Source organism: Paenibacillus montaniterrae, assembly GCF_018403185.1.
GTDB classification, from domain to species: domain Bacteria; phylum Bacillota; class Bacilli; order Paenibacillales; family Paenibacillaceae; genus Pristimantibacillus; species Pristimantibacillus montaniterrae.
On sequence record NZ_BOSE01000008.1, the window covers coordinates 254,782 to 272,385 of the forward strand.

A 17,604-nucleotide genomic window follows, 5' to 3' on the forward strand; every position below is an offset into this window, starting at 1 on the left:
TTGTTACTTAGAAATCATCTTTCTAAGCGGAAAAGCTGTGTCCAAAACACCAATAATGCTTGCTGGCGGCAGCAGCAGTACTGGAAATGCAATAAGGAATGGAACCACTTTCGACCAGCCGCGATTGTCAGCGATATAATAGAAAAAGCCCACTGCCTGAATCGCAAACACGATGCTCAAGGCTGGAACAAGATTCATAATCGCAAGCGTCATAAACGAGCCATCTGTCGGATCGATCGTAAGCTCTAACAAATAGGCAATAAAGTAAATAAAAACTAACGAGCGCGGCAATTTCCAATCCTTAGCCCGAGGGTAAGCAGCAACGTCGATTCCCTCTGCATTAACAAGTCTACGCGCAACATAATGAGAGCATACCACGATAAGCAATGCCATAACGAAAAACACTAACGGGATCATGTTAATCATCATTTTAACAAAGCTGTCGATCATATCGGTATTCCACACGAGCACCGGAAAGCCTTCGTTTGCCGTATTCATCATCGTCGTAAGGGTTTTGCCCATATCAGACAATAAGGAAATTTTCAGCACATTTTCCATGACGAACAGACCGATCATCAGCATTAAAATGACTAACGCAATCATCTTCGGAATGATTTTATTGGATGCCAAGCCTTTTTTGTAATATTCTCCAAGAGCAATGCCTGGAATAATCGCAAATACACTAAAGCCAATAAATACAACAGGGTCCACGATCAAACAACCAATGATCAGCACAACAAGCGAATGCACAATAAATGCATTTCGGCTTAGCAGAGAATAAAGGACCGTATATGGAACCAACATAAGCAATAACGCGATGAAGTTTAACCCAGGCACAACCATCAGAAAGGTGCTTGCCAGGGCGATGGCGCTCCATAATATCGGCTTCTTACCAGTTTTCAAATCATTCACCTCAAGACGTCAAAATCACAACATTTACACTAACCATTATTATATCATAAATTATGCCCCGCCGTGTGGTCACTCATTAGGTTAGGGCAATGGTACATATTCGTTAAATATTCAAGCAAAATTTAATTGTATTTTACAGCACAGATGATTATGATTCATTGTAGAGTTCATCGTATTGTATGAACATTTTCATGTAGGAAATTAAGGAAGTGACAATCAATAATGAAAAAGCAATTTTTAGTGGTAGGGCTAGGGAGATTCGGCAGCAGCATGACGCGCACCCTGGTGCAAAATGGTCATGAGGTGCTTGCAGTAGACAAGGATCCCGAGCTGGTGCAGGATATAGCGCCGTATGCCACACATGCCTTGCAGGCTGATTGTACAGATGAATTAGTATTGAAGGAAATTGGCGTAAGCAATTTTACACACGCGATTGTAGCAATTGGCGATGATCTTCAGGCGAGCATTCTTGCCACCTTGATGCTCAAGGAAATGAATTTGCCAAATGTTATTGCCAAAGCGCGTGATGAAATGCACGGCAATGTGCTGCGCAAAATTGGCGCTGACAAAATCATTTACCCTGAGCGGGATATGGCGGTTCGTCTAGCGAATCAGCTCAGCTCCAACAGCATCATTGATTATATTGAGCTTTCCGAGGAATATAATATTGTGGAAATGCTGGCTCCTCCGGCGATGAGCGGCTTGTCCTTGCAAAAGCTGGATATCCGTGCTCGCTTCGGTTGTACGATTCTTGCGATTAAAACCGAGCATCGCATGAACGTATCTCCGCGGGCGGAGGACATCATTCAAGCTGGCAATGCCCTGCTCATTATCGGCAGCCATGAGCAAATTTCACAGCTGGAGAAGTATTATGAGCGAAAGAAATAAAGCTTGGAGCAGCTCCGACTACTCTAAAAACCCGTTTAAATTTCGTAATCATTTAAGTCCGCCGCAATTTATTATTGTGACCTTCGCGATTTTGATCGCGATCGGAACGCTGCTGCTTATGATGCCTTTTTCATCGGCAGATGGAAGCTCGATGGGATTTATCAATGCGTTCTTTATGGCTGTATCGGCAGTATGTGTGAATGGTCTTAGTGTTATTGATCTCGGTGGGGACTTTTCCTTGTTTGGACAAATAGTCGTGATGATGCTGGTTCAAATCGGGGGACTTGGCTTTATGACCATCAGCGTCATTATAGCGATTGTATTGGGAAAGCGAATTGGTCTAAAGGAGCGTCTGCTTATCCAGCAAACGACTCAAGCTTCAACCGCACAGGGGCTTGTTCGGCTTTGCATTTATATTTTTATCATCGTATTCGCCTTCGAATCAATCGCGACACTAATATTGACGCTGCATTGGCAGCCAAGCATGGGCTGGGGCACCGCTTTCTTCTACGGCATGTTTCACTCGATCTCTGCCTTCAACAACGCTGGCTTTGCACTATGGCCTGAAGGACTTGTCGCTTATGTAGGCGATCCTGTCGTCAACTTTGTCATTATAGCGCTGTTCGTTGCTGGCGGTCTTGGCTATATCGTAATCGTAGAGCTTGTTCAGAAGAGAAGATGGAGCAAGTTTTCGCTTCATACGAAAATCGTGCTTTCCGGATCTCTAGTTATTTCAATCATTGGCTTCTGCCTGATCTTGTTGCTGGAATCTATGAATCCTGCCACCTTTACCGGGCTAACCTGGTTTGAGCGGATTCAAGCTGCCTGGTTCCAAACTCTTGTGCCGCGCAGCTCCGGCTTTAATACGATCGATATTACAAGCATGCTCGCTGCCTCACAGTTTTTGCTTATCATTTATATGTTTATCGGTGCTGCTTCTGGCGGTACTGGCGGTGGCGTTAAAATAAATACGATCGTCGTGCTCATTTTGGTAACAATTACAACCTTTAAAGGTGGCGGACAAGTACATGCCTTCGGTCGTCGCATTCCGCAAGGCTCGCTAATGCGCGCGCTCGCGGTCGTTATGAGCTCGCTAACTGCTGTGCTGATCGTTGCGCTTGCTTTAACGATTACTGAGGATATGCTGGAGAATCATTTTTTAGAGGTGCTGTTTGAGGCGACCTCGGCCTTCAGTACAACAGGCTTGTCGATGGGACTAACTAAGGAATTAACACTGCCAGGCAAAATAATCGTATGTATCACGATGTTTGTAGGGCGACTCGGTCCATTAACACTTGCCTATGCGCTTGCCAATCGCAAGCAGCAATCGCGTGTGGGTTACCCGGAGGATAATATTTTGATCGGTTAAACCATGCACTAAAAGCTACATGATGGCAAGCATTCTCACCTGTGTTGTTCTCGGAGTGCTCAGAAACGCCCTAGTGAGAATGCTTGCCTTTTTAGTTTTCAGATCAACAGCATTGCAATTTCGAATAAAATCACTTATTATGGACACCATAGGTCTATATTTATTCAATCTTAGTGAAGGAGGATAATCCGTTGCAATTTTCCAAAAGCACCGATTATGCGCTGCATGCATTAATTCATTTGGGTCAGTCTGAGCGCAGCAACAACATTGGGATTAAGGAGCTATCCGGCACACTTGGCGTTTCCGAAAGCTATCTATCGAAAATTATGTCCAAGCTGAGACAAGACGGGATTGTTCGTGCTGTTCCCGGGGTGAATGGCGGTTATGAGCTGGCAAGGCCGGCTGATCAGATTACATTTCTTGATGTCATTCAAGTGATTGAAGGAAGACAGCAGCTATTTACATGCTCGAATTCGCGTTCGCGTCAGCATAGCATATTAGCAGATGAGGCAGCATCAGAGCAGGATCCGAAGCATGCAGAGCGAAGTGGATGCCTGGTTGAGAAAGTAATGTTCGGCGCGGAGCAGCAGCTGTATCAATACTTGCGAGAGCATACCATTCAGACGGTATTGGACGAAGCATTTAAACGATGCAGCCATCATACAACCAAGAAGTGACTCACTTCTTGCACACTAATTATGGATAATATAGGTCTATAAAAACAAAAAGGAGTAATGACTATGAACGATTTTTTTAATTCAGCCGTATGGGAGCAAGCATGGAAGAACGATTTTGATTCTGCTGCAAGGAAGATGAGAAGGGCTGGAATCGAACCCTCCAGAGCGTTCGATCATAAGGCCGAAGCATTTAACGAGCAATCGTTTAACGAAGAAGGAAGAAAGAGAAGCAAACGAATTATAAACTGGATTGAAGGACAAGGAGTTCAATTCGAAAATGCTTCGATTTTGGATATTGGCGCTGCCTCAGGCGTATTTTCAGTGCCATTTGCAGAGCGAGGGGCGCAAGTAACGGCCGTTGAAACCTCTCCCCCGCTAATTGAGCTGCTAGAGAATAACCTATCAGCATTCCCCGAGGGCCAAGTCAAAATTGTATCTGAAAGGTTTGAGGATATTGATGTGCAGGCTAGAGGCTGGAGCCAGGCCTTCGATCTTGTTTTTGTTTCGATGTGCCCAGTCGTTCACGATTGGGATAGCGTGGAGAAAATCCTTCATTGCGCGAGGAAGTACTGTTATATTAGTATGCCTGCAGGTCCAGCGGAGCACAGTATCGTAAATGAAATTTGGCCGCTTATCACTGACCAGCCCTTCCCGTCGAAACCTACAGAAATGATCTATTTGCTGCATCTGCTATATCTCAAGGGCTATGCTTATGAATCGCTAATTACGAAGGAAGCCAAAACGAAGGAAGTTTCCAGAGAAGCCACCTTAGAGGATGTGCTGACACGGCTTAGCCATCACCGTCAGTCGATCGATGAGCGGAAACGAAGCATCATTGCCGACTACCTGGAGCAAGCCTATCCATCCGGCAAAGTAACCATTACAGAGGGCGGGCGGTTTGGCAAAGTATTGATTCGTTTGCAGGATCAAAATATGTATTCGAGAGCTTGAGGCCATATAATAAATAAATATGGATAGGTAGACAAGGGCTGTCCAGCAAAACCAAAGTCCTGCACCTTTCGACAGCCCTTCTAGGCATGTTCACATTACATCGGCTGAGCATCAGCCGCTTGTACAACCAGCTTATCGAGCGTTAAGCTGTGCAAAAACCGTTGATCAACCGCAAAGCCTATGCCTGGCAGGTCAGGCAAGGTCACTCTGCCACCAGCTACCGTAACCTCCGGGGCAATGATATCGCGCTCCCAGTAGCGGGAGGAAGCAGAAATATCGCCAGGAAGCGTAAACCCAGGCAAGGAAGCAAGCGCCATATTATGAGCGCGGCCAATTCCAGTTTCCAGCATGCCGCCACACCATAATCGGACATTTTTTTCCTGACAAAGCTGATGAATTCGAAGCGCTTCGTTCCAGCCGCCTACCCGTCCAAGCTTCACATTAATGACACGACAGCTTTCCAGCTCAAGCGCATGCCTTGCATCGTCATAGCTGACAATGCTTTCATCTAGGCAAATCGGGGTTTGCAGCTCTCTTTGCAGCTTGGCATGATCGATAATATCGTCTACTGCCAACGGCTGCTCGATCATAAGCAAACCAAACGCATCCAGCTTCTGCAAATGCTCCGCATCCGCCAGCGTATAAGCAGAGTTGGCATCAGCCATTAGCGCAAGCTGCGGATAGCGTGCGCGCAGGGCGGAGATTAACGATAGGTCGCTGCCCGGCTTAATCTTTACTTTGATCCGCTCATAGCCCTGCTCAACATATTGATCAATTAGTTGAAAATAGTCGGGAATTTCCCGCTGCAAGCCAATCGCTACGCCTACCTTGGGCTGCCTGTTGACTCCGCCTACAAGCTGGTACAACGGCTTGTGCTGCTGCTTGGCGAATAAATCCCATACTGCCATCTCCAATCCTGCTTTCGCCATCGGATTGCGTCTAACACCCTTCCAGCGCCCGCTGAGCTGCTGCGGATCGTCTAATGGCTGCTGCAGTAGAAGCGGGATAAGAAATTGCTGCAGCATATGCCATGCTCCTTGTACCGTTTCTTCGGTATACCATGGCGTTTCAAAGGCAACGCATTCCCCCCAGCCCGACAAGCCCTGCTCATCCTGTACCTGAACAATAATGGTCTCGCGATCATGGTACGTTCCGTACGATGTAGCAAAAGGCATAACAAGCTGCATGCGAATGCGATGCAATGTAACGGCTTCAATCTTCACATGCCCCACATCCCTTGCGATTTTTGCAAATTCATTGAGGAAGCAGCGCCAACAGCTCGCGGCGCAGCAGCTTGCCCGCAGCGTTGCGCGGCAGCTCGGCGACAGCATAAATCTCAGCTGGCAGCTTGTACTTCGCAAGCCTTGCCCGACAATAATCAAGCAGCTCTCCTTCAGCAAATGCCTCGCCTGCTCGCAGCACTACAAATGCGACAGGCCGTTGTCCCCAGGCTTGATCGGCAATAGCGGCAACACCTGCCTCCAAAACAGCAGGATGCCCTGCCAAAACCGCCTCGATTTCCGCCGGATATACATTTTCGCCGCCTGAAATAATTAAATCCTTGCGACGATCAAGCACATAAAGAAAGCCTTCCTGATCGACATACCCAATGTCGCCAGTATGAAGCCAGCCGTCGATAAAGCTATCTTTAGCATCCCGATTAAAGTAACCGCTTGTAACATTGGGTCCGCGCACGACAATTTCGCCCGCTTGTCCAGTTGGAAGCTCGACTCCGCTGCTCACAATGCGCAGCTCCGACTGAAACAGCGGCTTACCCGCTGAACCAAGCTTGCTAAGCATATATTGCGGCGACAAAGTAGCAAACTGCGAGCAGGTTTCAGTCATACCATAGGTTTGCATCACAGGTATGCCTCGCTCCACGCAAGCTTGCAGCAACGCAAGCGGGGCTGGTCCACCACCAAGCAGCATGCAGCGAAAGCTCTGCGGATAACGCGCCTCGCCCATTGCCTCCAGCATGCGTGCCAGCATATTGCTGACCACGGACATAATCGTCACGCCCTGCTCCATAATGGCGGCGTTAGCCTGCTCAGGAGCGAATTTGGGCTGCAAAACGATCGGTATGCCGTAGATTACGCTGCGCAGCAATATAGACAGACCGCTTATATGAAAAAGCGGTACGGTGACGAGCCATTTGTCTTGCTCCGTCAAGCCAAGATTAAGCATGGAGCCTATAGCCGAGCTCCAATGGTTGGAGTAGCTTTGCAGCACGCCCTTCGGCGCTCCAGTAGTGCCTGACGTATACATAATCGTATAGACTGCATCGGCTGCAACGTCATGCAGCAGTCGCGTATCCACGACTGCTGCAGTATTTGATAATTCATGTATGGACAAGATTTGCAGCATGCTGTTTGCCTGCTTCAGCTCGGCTGCTATATGTGCAAAGCTGTCGCTGTAAATAAGCACGCGGCTTTGGCTGTCCTGCAGCTGATACAACAGCTCAGGCGCGGTAAGACGGGTATTGAGCGGCATAAGCATTGCGCCCGTATACGGAATGCTATGAACAAGCGCAATCAGCTCAAGGCTGCTGTCGCATAAGCAAGCAACCGTCTCCTCTGGCTGCACGCCCATGTTCAACAGCTCTGCAGCCATGCTGCGGGAGCGCTGACGTAGCTCGGCAAAGGTAATCCGACGATTCTGCTCGCTCTCCACTGCCACTGCATCCGGCGTTAACGATGCCCGCTTCTCAAGCCATATTGGCATTCGCATAGTAAAGCCTCCTTAATTATGACTGGCTTTGATGACGATGAAATGCCGTTTTAGTGTTACCATCGTATATTTATTAAGGGAAGCGAGGGAATTGGTTGAAGTCCGGCGTTCTTTTTTCCTTGAACGCATCGCGGCCTTCCTTCGCCTCGTCAGTTGTGTAATAGAGCAATGTAGCATCGCCAGCCAGCTGCTGAATGCCTGCAAGGCCATCTGTATCCGCGTTGAACGCGGCCTTTAGGAAGCGCAGCGCGGTTGGGCTTTTCGATAAAATTTCCTGGCACCATTTCACCGTTTCAGCTTCTAGCTGATCAAGCGGCACCACTGTATTGACAAGTCCCATTTCCAGCGCTTCCTGCGCATTGTATTGACGGCACAAGTACCAAATTTCACGAGCTTTTTTATGACCTACGATGCGAGCCAGATAGCCTGCGCCGTAGCCGCCATCAAAGCTGCCGACAACTGGACCAGTTTGTCCGAAGCGCGCGTTGTCCGCGGCAATCGTCAAGTCGCATACAATGTGCAGCACATGCCCGCCGCCGATTGCGTAACCTGCAACCATCGCGATAACCGGTTTTGGAATTGTACGAATCAAGCGCTGCAAATCAAGCACATTAAGACGAGGAATTTGATCTTCGCCAACATATCCGCCATGACCGCGAACCTTTTGGTCGCCGCCAGAGCAGAACGCCAAATCTCCTGCACCCGTCAAAATGATAACGCCAATGCTCGCATCATCACGAGCCCAAGCAAATGCATCAATTAGCTCTGAAACCGTTTTTGGACGGAAAGCGTTGCGAACCTCTGGACGATTAATCGTAATCTTGGCCATTCCTTCATAGGTTTCATAAATAATATCTTCGTATTCTCCTTGCTTCACCCAAGGTACTACTGACATGCTTACACCTTCCTTATCTGATCTAAAAATCTCATTACTATTGTATCAAATAATTGCGGCTGTTCCATATGTACATTATGTCCAGCTTCTGAAACAAGCTCTAGCTCCGCACAAGGCAGCCGCTGCTGCATGGCTTGCGCAATATCACAGTATTTGCTGTCTAGTCTGCCGGCGATCAGCTGCACAGGTATCGTTAACTGGTGCAGCTGCTCCCACCAGGAAGGCTGCTGGCCAGTTCCTATGCCGCGCAAGCTTTGCGCCAAGCCAAACGGGTTATTGCCCAGCCTGGCTTCATGCAGCTGCTGACGAGCGGCTGCGGGCAGCTTTTGCAGCGAGGCAAACAATGGCAAGCTGCCCCAATATTCGGCAAACCATGCAATGCCCTGCTGCTCGATCCGCGCTGCCAATGCATCATCACTCGCTCTGCGCGCCGCTCGCTCTTCTTCCGACGCTAACCCGGGCGAGCTGCTTTCCAGGATGAGCGAGCATGCTTTGCCTCCTGCCAGCATCGCGAACGACAGCGCAATCCGTCCGCCCATTGAGTAACCAAGCACATGGGCCGACTCTATTCTGAAATGCTCAAGCACCTGCTCTATATCCTTTACGGTTTGCTGCGTGCTGTAGCGTTCTGCTTGCTCTGGCGCAGAAGTACCGCCATGACCAAGCATATCAAGCAAAATGAGCTGGTAACGGCTCGCCCAGCGCTCAATAAAAGGCTGCCACTGCCGCTGAGAGCCTGAAAATCCATGAATAAGCAGCAGCGGCTCCCCCGCCCCTGCACCGGCTATATTGACCTCATACTGTACGTCTCGAATATCCAGCTTCATGCTTGTTCACCTTCAGCTTTCCGCTGCCAAGCGCTCAGCCAGCTTTGGCCAAATGCTGCGATGCAGCTCCACATTAACTGCGCGATCAGTAGGCAGCTCAATCATTTGCAGCCCACCGCTCGCTTGAGCCTGCTGGAAGGCTTGCTGAAACTGTGCCCAGCTGTAGACGCGCTGAAATTGACCGCCGTAAAGCTTGGCGGCATGCTCATAATCAAGCCCGATCGGCGTGCCGAACAGCGTCTCGAAATGATTCGGCAGCTGCGCCTGCGGCAGAAAGGAAAAAATCCCGCCGCCATCGTTATTTACGATAACTATTGTAAGATCGAGCCCATGCAGCTTCGCCCCCAGCAAGCCATTCAAATCATGATAAAAGGACAAATCGCCAAGCAGCAGCACCGTTCCGCGCTGCATAGCGCTCACGCCCATCGCTGTCGATACAAGACCGTCAATGCCATTAGCGCCGCGATTAGCCATCATCCGAATTCCTTTATCGTCCGTTCGCCAGAAGCTGTCCACATCGCGAATCGGCATTGAATTGCCGACAAACAGCGTGCTATGGCGATTCATCAGCTGCTGCAATTGATAAACAACCGAGCCTTCGAACAGCCCGCCAGCCGCTTCAGCTGCTGCCGCTTCTGTCAGCACCTCTTGCGAGCTGAGCTGCAGCTGCTGCCAGCGCTTCAGCCATGCTGAATCCGCATTGGCATCTCCCTTTCTTTCTTGTCCAAGCTTGGCGGCAAGCTGCTCGCAAAATATAGCCGGCTCAGCCATCACGCGGGCTGCCACCAGCAAGGTCGGATCACGCCAGCCCGCTTCATCAACTACAATATGCTTCGCTTGCTCATGCTTGCTCATATAAAGCAGAAGCGGCTTGGAAACCGGCATCGCGCCAAACCTGAGCAGCACATCAGGCTGCAGCTCCTCCACAATGGAATCAATCCGCAAAAAAGCGTCGTAGCTATCAATAATTAGCCGTTTGCTATGCGCTCCGCTACGCAGCTGCGACAGCGGATCAGCAATAATCGGATATTGCAGCAGCTCGGCAAGCTGGATTACCCTTTCCGCGAAGCGTGGATCATCATGCGGCCCGCAAACAATAAGCCCTTTGCGCGTCGCTGACAGCTCAGCAGCCAGCTGCTGCAGCACTGCTTCCGATAAGCCAGCCTGAGCCTCGGCAACGGCGGTATAGGCCTGACTATTGTCGCGCCGCGCATCAGCAAACAGCTGCGGATGATCAAGATTCGGCAGCAAAGGCTCGCGCAGCGGGAAGTTCAAGTGCACCACTCCAGCCGGTGCTGTCCCTGCTGTCATCATCGCCCTTGACGCCGTAACGCGCGCATGACGCAGCATAGCTGGCGCAGCCTCTGGCAGCGGCATCTCCATAAACCATTTGGCATGGCTGCCGTACATGCCAAGCTGATCTATCGTTTGCGGCGCTCCAACCCCTCTCAGCTCATGCGGTCGATCTGCCGTCAACACAACAAGCGGCACGCGCGACAAATTCGCTTCAGCAATCGCAGGATAGTAATTGGCTGCCGCCGTGCCGGATGTACACAGCAGCGCTACAGGCTGGCGACTGCTTTTGGCAAGGCCTAATGCAAAAAAAGCAGCAGAGCGCTCGTCGATTTGAATCCATATTTTCAAGTCCGGATGCTCCGCCGCAAGCACTGCAATTGGAGTAGAGCGAGAGCCAGGGCTGACAACCATATGCTTGAGTCCTGATCGCACCAATTCATCAACAAATGCACCTAAATATAACGTTGTCCCTTCGTTGCTCATCTAATTCCCTCCTGGAAAGCATTACCTACTATGTTTTTTGCTTTTTTTTCCGATACTTGCAGAAAAAAGGCAGCTTACTAAGCCTGCCTTATCCGATCCATTTATTCTAGTTATTCAAGCGCCCTTAGCGCCTGCAGCATCGGCCTGAACTTCAGCGCTGTCTCCTTATACTCGCTAAGCGGATCGGAGTCGCCAACAATGCCGCAGCCTGCAAATAAATAGGCTTTAGCCTCAAGCAGCAAAGCAGACCGAATCGCCACCGCAAATTCGCCCTCCAGCTCCGTATTCATCCAGCCGATCGGCGCCGCATACCAGCCTCGATCCATATGCTCAAGACGCCGTATCGCCTCAATTGCTTCCTCGCGCGGCATGCCTCCAAGCGCAGGTGTCGGATGCAGCGCTTCAACCGCCTGCAGCAGCGTTACCCCTTGCTTAATTACGCCCGAAATAGGAGTAGCCAAATGCTGAATATCCTTCAGCTTGCGAATAATCGGGGCATTAGGCGCGTCCACCTGCAGACACAGCTCCTGCATCGCCGACTTAATCATATCGACAGCTAGCTTATGCTCATGCAAATTTTTAACATCATTGCTCAAAAAGCTAGCCAGCTCTTCATCCTCCGTCGGCGAGCCGCCTCGTCCAATCGTACCAGCTAACGACAGCGTCAGCAATTGCTGCTGCTGATGCTTGATCAAACGCTCTGGCGTAGCGCCAATAAAGCAGCTGTTCTCCTTATCGATGGCAAACACATACGTGTTCAGCTGCTCCTCAAGCAGGCTGAGCAAGACAGATTCGCTGCTGAAAGCTTCCTTGCCTTGAAGCATTAAAGAGCGCGCAAGTACGACCTTTTCCAGTTGCCCCTCACGAATCGACAAAGCCGCTTCGCGTACTGCCTCCATCCAATCAGATGGTACAATTTCCTCCTTCATAGCAGGGCAGTCTGTATCTTGCTCGGCTTGAAGAGGCGCAAGCTGCTGCAAATCACTAAGCATTTGAGCCAGCTCTTCATCATCAAGCACGGCATCATCAGCCTGCACCAAGCGATTGCTGGTCAAATAAAATTTGCCGTCATGAGCTGTAACCATATATTTAGGCACAGCAAAGCTAGTATGAGCAAAATCGCTCCACTTCTCGGACTGTGCACGATACGGGTCAAAAGAAAAGCCGCCAAATAGGATCGGTCCTGTATATGGCGAGCTTTTGCCTTCAACAACAGCAGATGCAGCCAGCTCCTGCCATATTGAATCAACATACTGAAAACGGTTTTCCGGATCATTTGCCTCAAGCGTAAATACGCTCCCCAAGCCGACATATGTCAACGCTCGTCCAGGCTCAGACCAAAAAAAACGATTGCCACGATACATACGCTTTTTATATGAAAAAAAGGCTGGCAAATCCGTTTTGTCAATTTCAAAAACGGAGCTGACCAACACTTGCTTACCGAAAAGACGGGCTTGTCGCTGACCTTTTTCCATTATGCTGTACATATTCGTGCTTAACTTACTATAAGCCACGTTATTCACCCTTGTCATAAACCTTGCCGTTTTATCTTTTTCAAGAATACACTCATGCCCGCATATCGTCAACTTCCTGCCAAGTTTAGAGCGTTGACACAACAGAATCCTTCCCCTAAACTTATAATGCGTGTTTAAAACTTCCACTAACCATAAATTTGAACAACTATACTTTAATAGTAAGGATGCGTTGATATGCAAACTGAACTGCAAACTGTTAGCAGTAACGTATGGTGGAGATTAATGCGACCACATACACTTACAGCATCGTTTGTGCCTGTTTTCACAGGTACTGCCATGGCTTTGGCGGACGGCAGCATGGATATTCCTTTATTCATTTTGATGATGCTGGCCTCGCTGCTTATTCAAGCTGCTACCAATATGTTTAACGAATATTATGATTATGTTCGCGGACTCGACAACAAAGATTCAGTCGGCATCGGCGGTACAATTGTACGCGATGGCGTAGCGCCAAAATTTGTACGCAATCTGGCCTTTATCTTTTACTTTATTGCCTTATTAATCGGCATTTATATTTGCAACGCCAGCTCCTGGTGGATCGCCGCGATTGGTCTGCTGTCGATGGCAGTCGGCTATTTTTATACCGCCGGGCCATTGCCAATCGCTTACACACCGCTCGGCGAGCTGTTTTCCGGCTTCTTTATGGGTCCGGTTATTATTATGATAACGTACTTTATCCAGTCCGGAAGCTTTAGCTGGAGCCATTTTTTCGTTTCTATTAGTGTAGGCTTTTTAATCGGCGCAATCAATATGGCTAACAATATTAGAGATCTTGAAGGCGACAAGGAGCATGGACGCCGCACGATAGCGATATTGTTAGGGCAAACTCGCGCCATTCAATTTCTTGGCGCCATGTTCGCGATTGCATTTATATGGATCGTTGCCCTTGTATTTCTTGAGCATACGACGCCTTGGGCCTTGCTTGTCTGGCTCAGCGTGCCGCAGGCAGTGAAAGCCTATAAGCAGTTCCAGGGAAAAACCGCTGCATTTGAAATGATGCCGGCCATGAAATCAACTGGCAAGCTAAACACGATTTTCGGCTTTTTGCTAACAATCAGCTACTTGATCCAATTCGCAATCAACCAATTTCAAGCATAAGGCAGGTGCATGCTCATGGAAATGATGGATATTAAAGGAACAATTATTGAAGCGTTAGGCATCGAAACCTTGCTGCTTACACCGGAAAAAGTGATCTGCACAATGCCGGTCAATGAACGGACGAAGCAGCCATTTGGCTATTTGCACGGAGGCGCTTCTGTCGTTTTGGCGGAAACCGTAGCCAGTATTGGCGCATGGGCTTGCATCGATCAGGAGCGAGAGGTTGCAATGGGCATGGAAATTAACGCTAACCATTTGCGCAGTGTAAGCCAGGGCATTGTCACAGCTACCGGCATGCCGCTGCACAGGGGTCGCCGCAGCATGGTTTGGGAAATCAAGCTTACCGATGAGCAGGATCGCCTGATCTGCATTTCCCGCTGCACGGTTGCAATTTCTCCCAAGCGTCCGGAGCAGTAAACAGCCACCATATAGCATCATGCAGAAAAAGCGAGTGCTCGCCATTCATTCACGGCGAGCACTCGCTTTCTAGTTATAGATCAATGATTCCTTTGCCGACTTAGCTGTCGAGCGTAACCCCTTGCTGCTCCGCTTTTTTCGGAGAAAACATCAGTTTAAGCATTGGCGGTGTTACCAATGTCGTTACAATAACGACTAGCACGACTGCTGTGAAGTGGCTTTGCGGCAACAAACCTGAAGCGAGTCCAGAAGCTGCGATAATGAGGGCAACCTCGCCTCGCGAAATCATTCCCGCTCCTATAATGAGTGACGATCTCGTATTGAAGCCCGTCAAGCGAGCGCCAAGCCCGCCGCCCAGCAGCTTTGTAATAATTGCAATTACGCTTAACAGCACTAAAAACACAATTTGATCGCCTAGCCCTGTAAATGTAATATTAAGGCCGATGCTTACAAAAAATACAGGTACGAACAGCGTATACGTAATCGGCTCTACGCGATGCTCCACCTCTTTGCGAAATTTCGTTTGACCGATGGCAATACCTGCTGCAAATGAACCGATAATTCCTGCAACTCCCAGCCATTCCGCAAAGTAAGCAAAGCCAAAGCAAACAATAATCGCTCCACTCATAACTGCTTCTGTCACCTTAAGCTTGACTGCAAATTTCATAATGAACGGCACTAGCCAAATGCTTGCTACTGCAATAACTGCGAAGAAAATAACTTTTTTGCCAATTAGCAACGGGATCGAGACATCGCCTCCGCCAACCCCTAAAAAGCTCGTCATAATCGCCAGCAAAATAACGACCACGATATCGTCAACGACCGCTGCCCCCAGGATGGTCGTTCCTTCCCGCGAGTTCAATTGATTCATTTCCTTTAAAGCCTGAACTGAAATGCTGACGCTCGTAGCGCAAAGCAGCAGCCCTATAAACATAGATTCAGCCTGGGACAGACCAAGCGCCGCTGCCAAGCTATAACCTCCAATAAGCGGCAGAATAATGCCCCCAAGCGCAACAGCTACTGCAGACTTCCAATTTTCCTTCAGCTGCTGCAAATCGGTTTCAAGCCCGGCAATAAACATAAGCAGCAGCACGCCGATCTCGGCAAAAAGATCAACAAATTCACTTGGCTGCACCCAGTTTAGCACCGCTGGTCCCAATAAAATACCGGCAAGCAGCTTGCCCAATACCGATGGCTGCCCAAGCATTACCGATAAGTGACCCGCAATCTTTGTAAACAATAATATAACGACGATAGTCAAAATGTATTCCATCGACTTCCTCCTCACCCATTAAAATAAAATAAGGCCCGTTAACAACGGGCTCCATAAATAACCGACGCCTGAATGAGGCATAGGGATAGTTTTATCTGCGACAACCACTTTTAAACAGTGAAGTCGGCAAAAAAACAGGAGGAGCCCTTGGTGACAGGCTCCTCCTAATGTTTCTTACATATTTAACTACTATTCAGTAGTGTAAGGTAGCAATGCGATTTGACGAGAACGCTTGATTGCAATCGTCAATAGACGTTGATACTTTGCGCTTGTTCCAGTTACACGACGAGGTAAAATTTTACCGCGCTCGCTGATAAACTTTTTAAGCAATTCAGTATCTTTATAATCAATGTGCGTAATTTTGTTCACTGTGAAGTAACAAACTTTACGGCGCTTGTTGCGTCCGCCTTTACGAACGAATTTACGCTCGCCGCGATCTTCTCCGCCTTCTTTTTTGAAGCTCATTCGAACCCTTCCTTTCGTTAAAAATTCAATTCATGTTTTCTCTTAGAACGGCAAATCATCTTCAGAGATATCAATTGGGCGCCCATCATCTTTGAATGGATCGACATTGCTGTTTCGTGACGGCTGTTGTTGTGACGGCCGGTTATAGCCTCCACCACCACCACCTGCAGCGTACCCTTCACCGCCGCTATAGCTTTCATCACGCTGACTGCCTTCACGATTCGATTCCAGAAAGCGAACATTATCGGCAATGACTTCCGTAACATAGACACGCTTGCCTTCGTTATTCTCATAATTTCTTACTTGAATACGACCTTCAACAGCTGTCAGACGACCTTTGCGCAAATAATTTGCACAGGTTTCCGCCAGTTGACGCCATGTCACAACTGGAATAAAATCTGCTTCACGCTCGCCGTTGCTTCCGGAAAACGGACGATCAACAGCAATTGTAAATTGAGTTACGGCAACACCAGCGGGTGTATAGCGAAGCTCTGGATCTCTTGTCAATCTACCGATCAAAATGACACGGTTTAACATCTACATGACCTCCCAATCGAAACCTACCACTTCTTAAGCAACATCTCTTACGATCAACACACGAATTACCTCATCGGCAATTTTCATGACACGGTCTAGCTCAGTAACAACTTCAGCCGGAGCTGTGAATTGTACTAACACGTACTGACCTTCACGAAGCTTGTTGATTTCATACGCAAGACGACGTTTACCAAGAATATCGGTTTTAATAACCTCACCGCCGTTAGAGATGACATTATTGAACTTCTCAACTAGAGCTTGAACAGCTTCCTGTTCAACATCTGGACGAATGATGTACATCACTTCATATTTGCGCATTTCATTTCACCTCCTTTTGGACTTACGGCCCCATTTGATGGAGCAAGGAAAAGCGAGTTTAACTCGCACCCAAAGATTATAGCAAACTATTAAACAGATAGCAAGGAAAGCAAGAGCTTGTCGCGATCATTTTAAATGGAAATGTAGCGGGAAATGGGCATGGTGATTGCCATGCAAATACTATACAATATGATGTACGATCATTTAAGGAGGCGAGTTTTATGAATTCTATTTCGTATGAGGCTTATGAACAATTGGCTGAGTCGTATTTTAATGATTTTGACACAAAGCCATATAACGCCTATTATGAGCGGCCAGCAACGATTTCCTTACTGCCGAATGTGGCGGGAAAGCAAGTGCTGGATGCGGCATGTGCCGCAGGCTGGTATACCCAATGGCTGCTGGATCACGGCGCCAGGGTGACGGCTATTGATTTTAGCCCCAACATGGTTGAGATGACGCGCAAGCGAGTAGGAGAGCAAGCAGACATTTATCAGGCCGATTTAAGTAAACCGCTAGATTTTATCAACGACGCCTCCCATCATATCGTAATCTCCTCGCTTACCTTGCATTATTTGCAGGACTGGACAGTTGTGCTAAACGAATTTCACCGCATCTTAACAAGCGGCGGCACGCTGGTTATGTCTGTGCATCACCCATTTATGGACTTCACGCTGTTTAACCGCGATAATTACTTTTTAACCGAGCTGCTGGACGATGAATGGAATACGCCACATGGCAAAGTTGCTATGCAGTTTTACCGCAGACCGCTTAACGCCATACTTTCTTATGTGCTGGAAAGTGGATTCATTATTGAAAAGGTGGACGAGCCGATGCCGACAGAAGCTTTTAAGCAAGTGCTGCCTGAAACGTATGAACGGCTTACAAAAAGACCGCAGTTTTTATTTATTCGCGCGAGAAAAGATTAACAAATTA

18 protein-coding genes are annotated in these 17,604 nt (G+C 48.4%); 7 read left to right on the forward strand and 11 right to left on the reverse strand.

All coding sequences use genetic code 11. The annotated features are described in order from the left end of the window. Positions 1–3 precede the first annotated feature (3 nt). A complete protein-coding gene (locus KJS52_RS20065) occupies positions 4–903 on the reverse strand; it encodes a DUF2232 domain-containing protein (RefSeq protein ID WP_213518771.1) in 900 nt (299 codons plus the stop codon). A gap of 231 nt (positions 904–1,134) precedes the next feature. On the opposite strand from KJS52_RS20065, the gene KJS52_RS20070 reads away from it, so the two are divergent. The 4 genes from KJS52_RS20070 (at position 1,135) to KJS52_RS20085 (ending at position 4,797) form a co-directional block, all read left to right on the forward strand. Further along, positions 1,135–1,800, forward strand: a complete 666-nt coding sequence (locus KJS52_RS20070) for a potassium channel family protein (protein WP_213518773.1) — start codon at positions 1,135–1,137, stop codon at positions 1,798–1,800. Beyond that, the gene (locus tag KJS52_RS20075) at positions 1,784–3,169 is read left to right on the forward strand and encodes a TrkH family potassium uptake protein (protein WP_213518775.1); all 1,386 of its coding nucleotides are present in this window, start codon (positions 1,784–1,786) and stop codon (positions 3,167–3,169) included. Before KJS52_RS20070 ends, KJS52_RS20075 begins: the two co-directional genes overlap by 17 nt. A 191-nt stretch (positions 3,170–3,360) precedes the next feature. Next, on the forward strand, positions 3,361–3,846 hold the full coding sequence (locus KJS52_RS20080) for an RrF2 family transcriptional regulator (protein WP_213518777.1): 486 nt from the start codon (positions 3,361–3,363) through the stop codon (positions 3,844–3,846). 63 nt (positions 3,847–3,909) lie between these two features. Beyond that, on the forward strand, positions 3,910–4,797 hold the full coding sequence (locus KJS52_RS20085) for a class I SAM-dependent methyltransferase (RefSeq protein WP_213518779.1): 888 nt from the start codon (positions 3,910–3,912) through the stop codon (positions 4,795–4,797). Positions 4,798–4,892: 95 nt separating this feature from the next. Here KJS52_RS20085 and menC read toward each other — a convergent pair whose 3' ends face one another. The 6 genes from menC to KJS52_RS20115 form a co-directional block, all read right to left on the reverse strand. Continuing rightward, positions 4,893–6,020, reverse strand: coding sequence for an o-succinylbenzoate synthase (menC, locus tag KJS52_RS20090; protein WP_281425657.1), 1,128 nt, complete (start codon positions 6,018–6,020; stop codon positions 4,893–4,895). A gap of 31 nt (positions 6,021–6,051) precedes the next feature. Then, positions 6,052–7,524 (reverse strand): o-succinylbenzoate--CoA ligase, encoded by a 1,473-nt coding sequence (locus KJS52_RS20095; RefSeq protein ID WP_246563793.1) that lies wholly within the window; start codon positions 7,522–7,524, stop codon positions 6,052–6,054. 73 nt (positions 7,525–7,597) lie between these two features. Further along, on the reverse strand, positions 7,598–8,419 hold the full coding sequence (gene menB / locus KJS52_RS20100; RefSeq protein ID WP_213518788.1) for a 1,4-dihydroxy-2-naphthoyl-CoA synthase: 822 nt from the start codon (positions 8,417–8,419) through the stop codon (positions 7,598–7,600). A 2-nt stretch (positions 8,420–8,421) separates the two neighbouring features. Further along, positions 8,422–9,246, reverse strand: a complete 825-nt coding sequence (menH, locus tag KJS52_RS20105; protein WP_213518790.1) for a 2-succinyl-6-hydroxy-2,4-cyclohexadiene-1-carboxylate synthase — start codon at positions 9,244–9,246, stop codon at positions 8,422–8,424. Positions 9,247–9,258: 12 nt separating this feature from the next. After that, complete coding sequence (gene menD, locus KJS52_RS20110) at positions 9,259–11,025, reverse strand: 2-succinyl-5-enolpyruvyl-6-hydroxy-3-cyclohexene-1-carboxylic-acid synthase (protein ID WP_213518792.1); 1,767 nt, start codon at positions 11,023–11,025, stop codon at positions 9,259–9,261. A gap of 110 nt (positions 11,026–11,135) precedes the next feature. Continuing rightward, positions 11,136–12,539 (reverse strand): isochorismate synthase, encoded by a 1,404-nt coding sequence (locus KJS52_RS20115; RefSeq protein WP_213518794.1) that lies wholly within the window; start codon positions 12,537–12,539, stop codon positions 11,136–11,138. Between the two features lie 195 nt (positions 12,540–12,734). Here KJS52_RS20115 and KJS52_RS20120 point away from each other — a divergent pair, with 195 nt between their 5' ends. Further along, positions 12,735–13,658, forward strand: a complete 924-nt coding sequence (locus tag KJS52_RS20120; RefSeq protein WP_213518796.1) for a 1,4-dihydroxy-2-naphthoate polyprenyltransferase — start codon at positions 12,735–12,737, stop codon at positions 13,656–13,658. 24 nt (positions 13,659–13,682) lie between these two features. Further along, positions 13,683–14,075: a hotdog fold thioesterase gene (locus KJS52_RS20125; RefSeq protein ID WP_373871375.1), complete on the forward strand. Its 393-nt coding sequence runs from the start codon at positions 13,683–13,685 to the stop codon at positions 14,073–14,075. 100 nt (positions 14,076–14,175) lie between these two features. On the opposite strand, the gene KJS52_RS20130 is transcribed toward KJS52_RS20125, so the two are convergent. From KJS52_RS20130 to rpsF, 4 genes are all read right to left on the reverse strand, one after another. Continuing rightward, on the reverse strand, positions 14,176–15,348 hold the full coding sequence (locus KJS52_RS20130) for a cation:proton antiporter (RefSeq protein ID WP_213518798.1): 1,173 nt from the start codon (positions 15,346–15,348) through the stop codon (positions 14,176–14,178). Positions 15,349–15,537: 189 nt separating this feature from the next. Beyond that, entirely contained in the window at positions 15,538–15,813 is a 276-nt protein-coding gene (rpsR, locus tag KJS52_RS20135) for a 30S ribosomal protein S18 (protein WP_213518800.1), read from the reverse strand. A 42-nt stretch (positions 15,814–15,855) separates the two neighbouring features. Further along, positions 15,856–16,350: a single-stranded DNA-binding protein gene (gene ssb, locus KJS52_RS20140; protein ID WP_213518802.1), complete on the reverse strand. Its 495-nt coding sequence runs from the start codon at positions 16,348–16,350 to the stop codon at positions 15,856–15,858. A gap of 33 nt (positions 16,351–16,383) precedes the next feature. Next, entirely contained in the window at positions 16,384–16,668 is a 285-nt protein-coding gene (rpsF, locus tag KJS52_RS20145; RefSeq protein WP_213518804.1) for a 30S ribosomal protein S6, read from the reverse strand. Positions 16,669–16,889: 221 nt separating this feature from the next. On the opposite strand from rpsF, the gene KJS52_RS20150 reads away from it, so the two are divergent. Further along, positions 16,890–17,597 (forward strand): class I SAM-dependent methyltransferase, encoded by a 708-nt coding sequence (locus tag KJS52_RS20150; RefSeq protein ID WP_213518806.1) that lies wholly within the window; start codon positions 16,890–16,892, stop codon positions 17,595–17,597. Positions 17,598–17,604 lie beyond the last annotated feature (7 nt).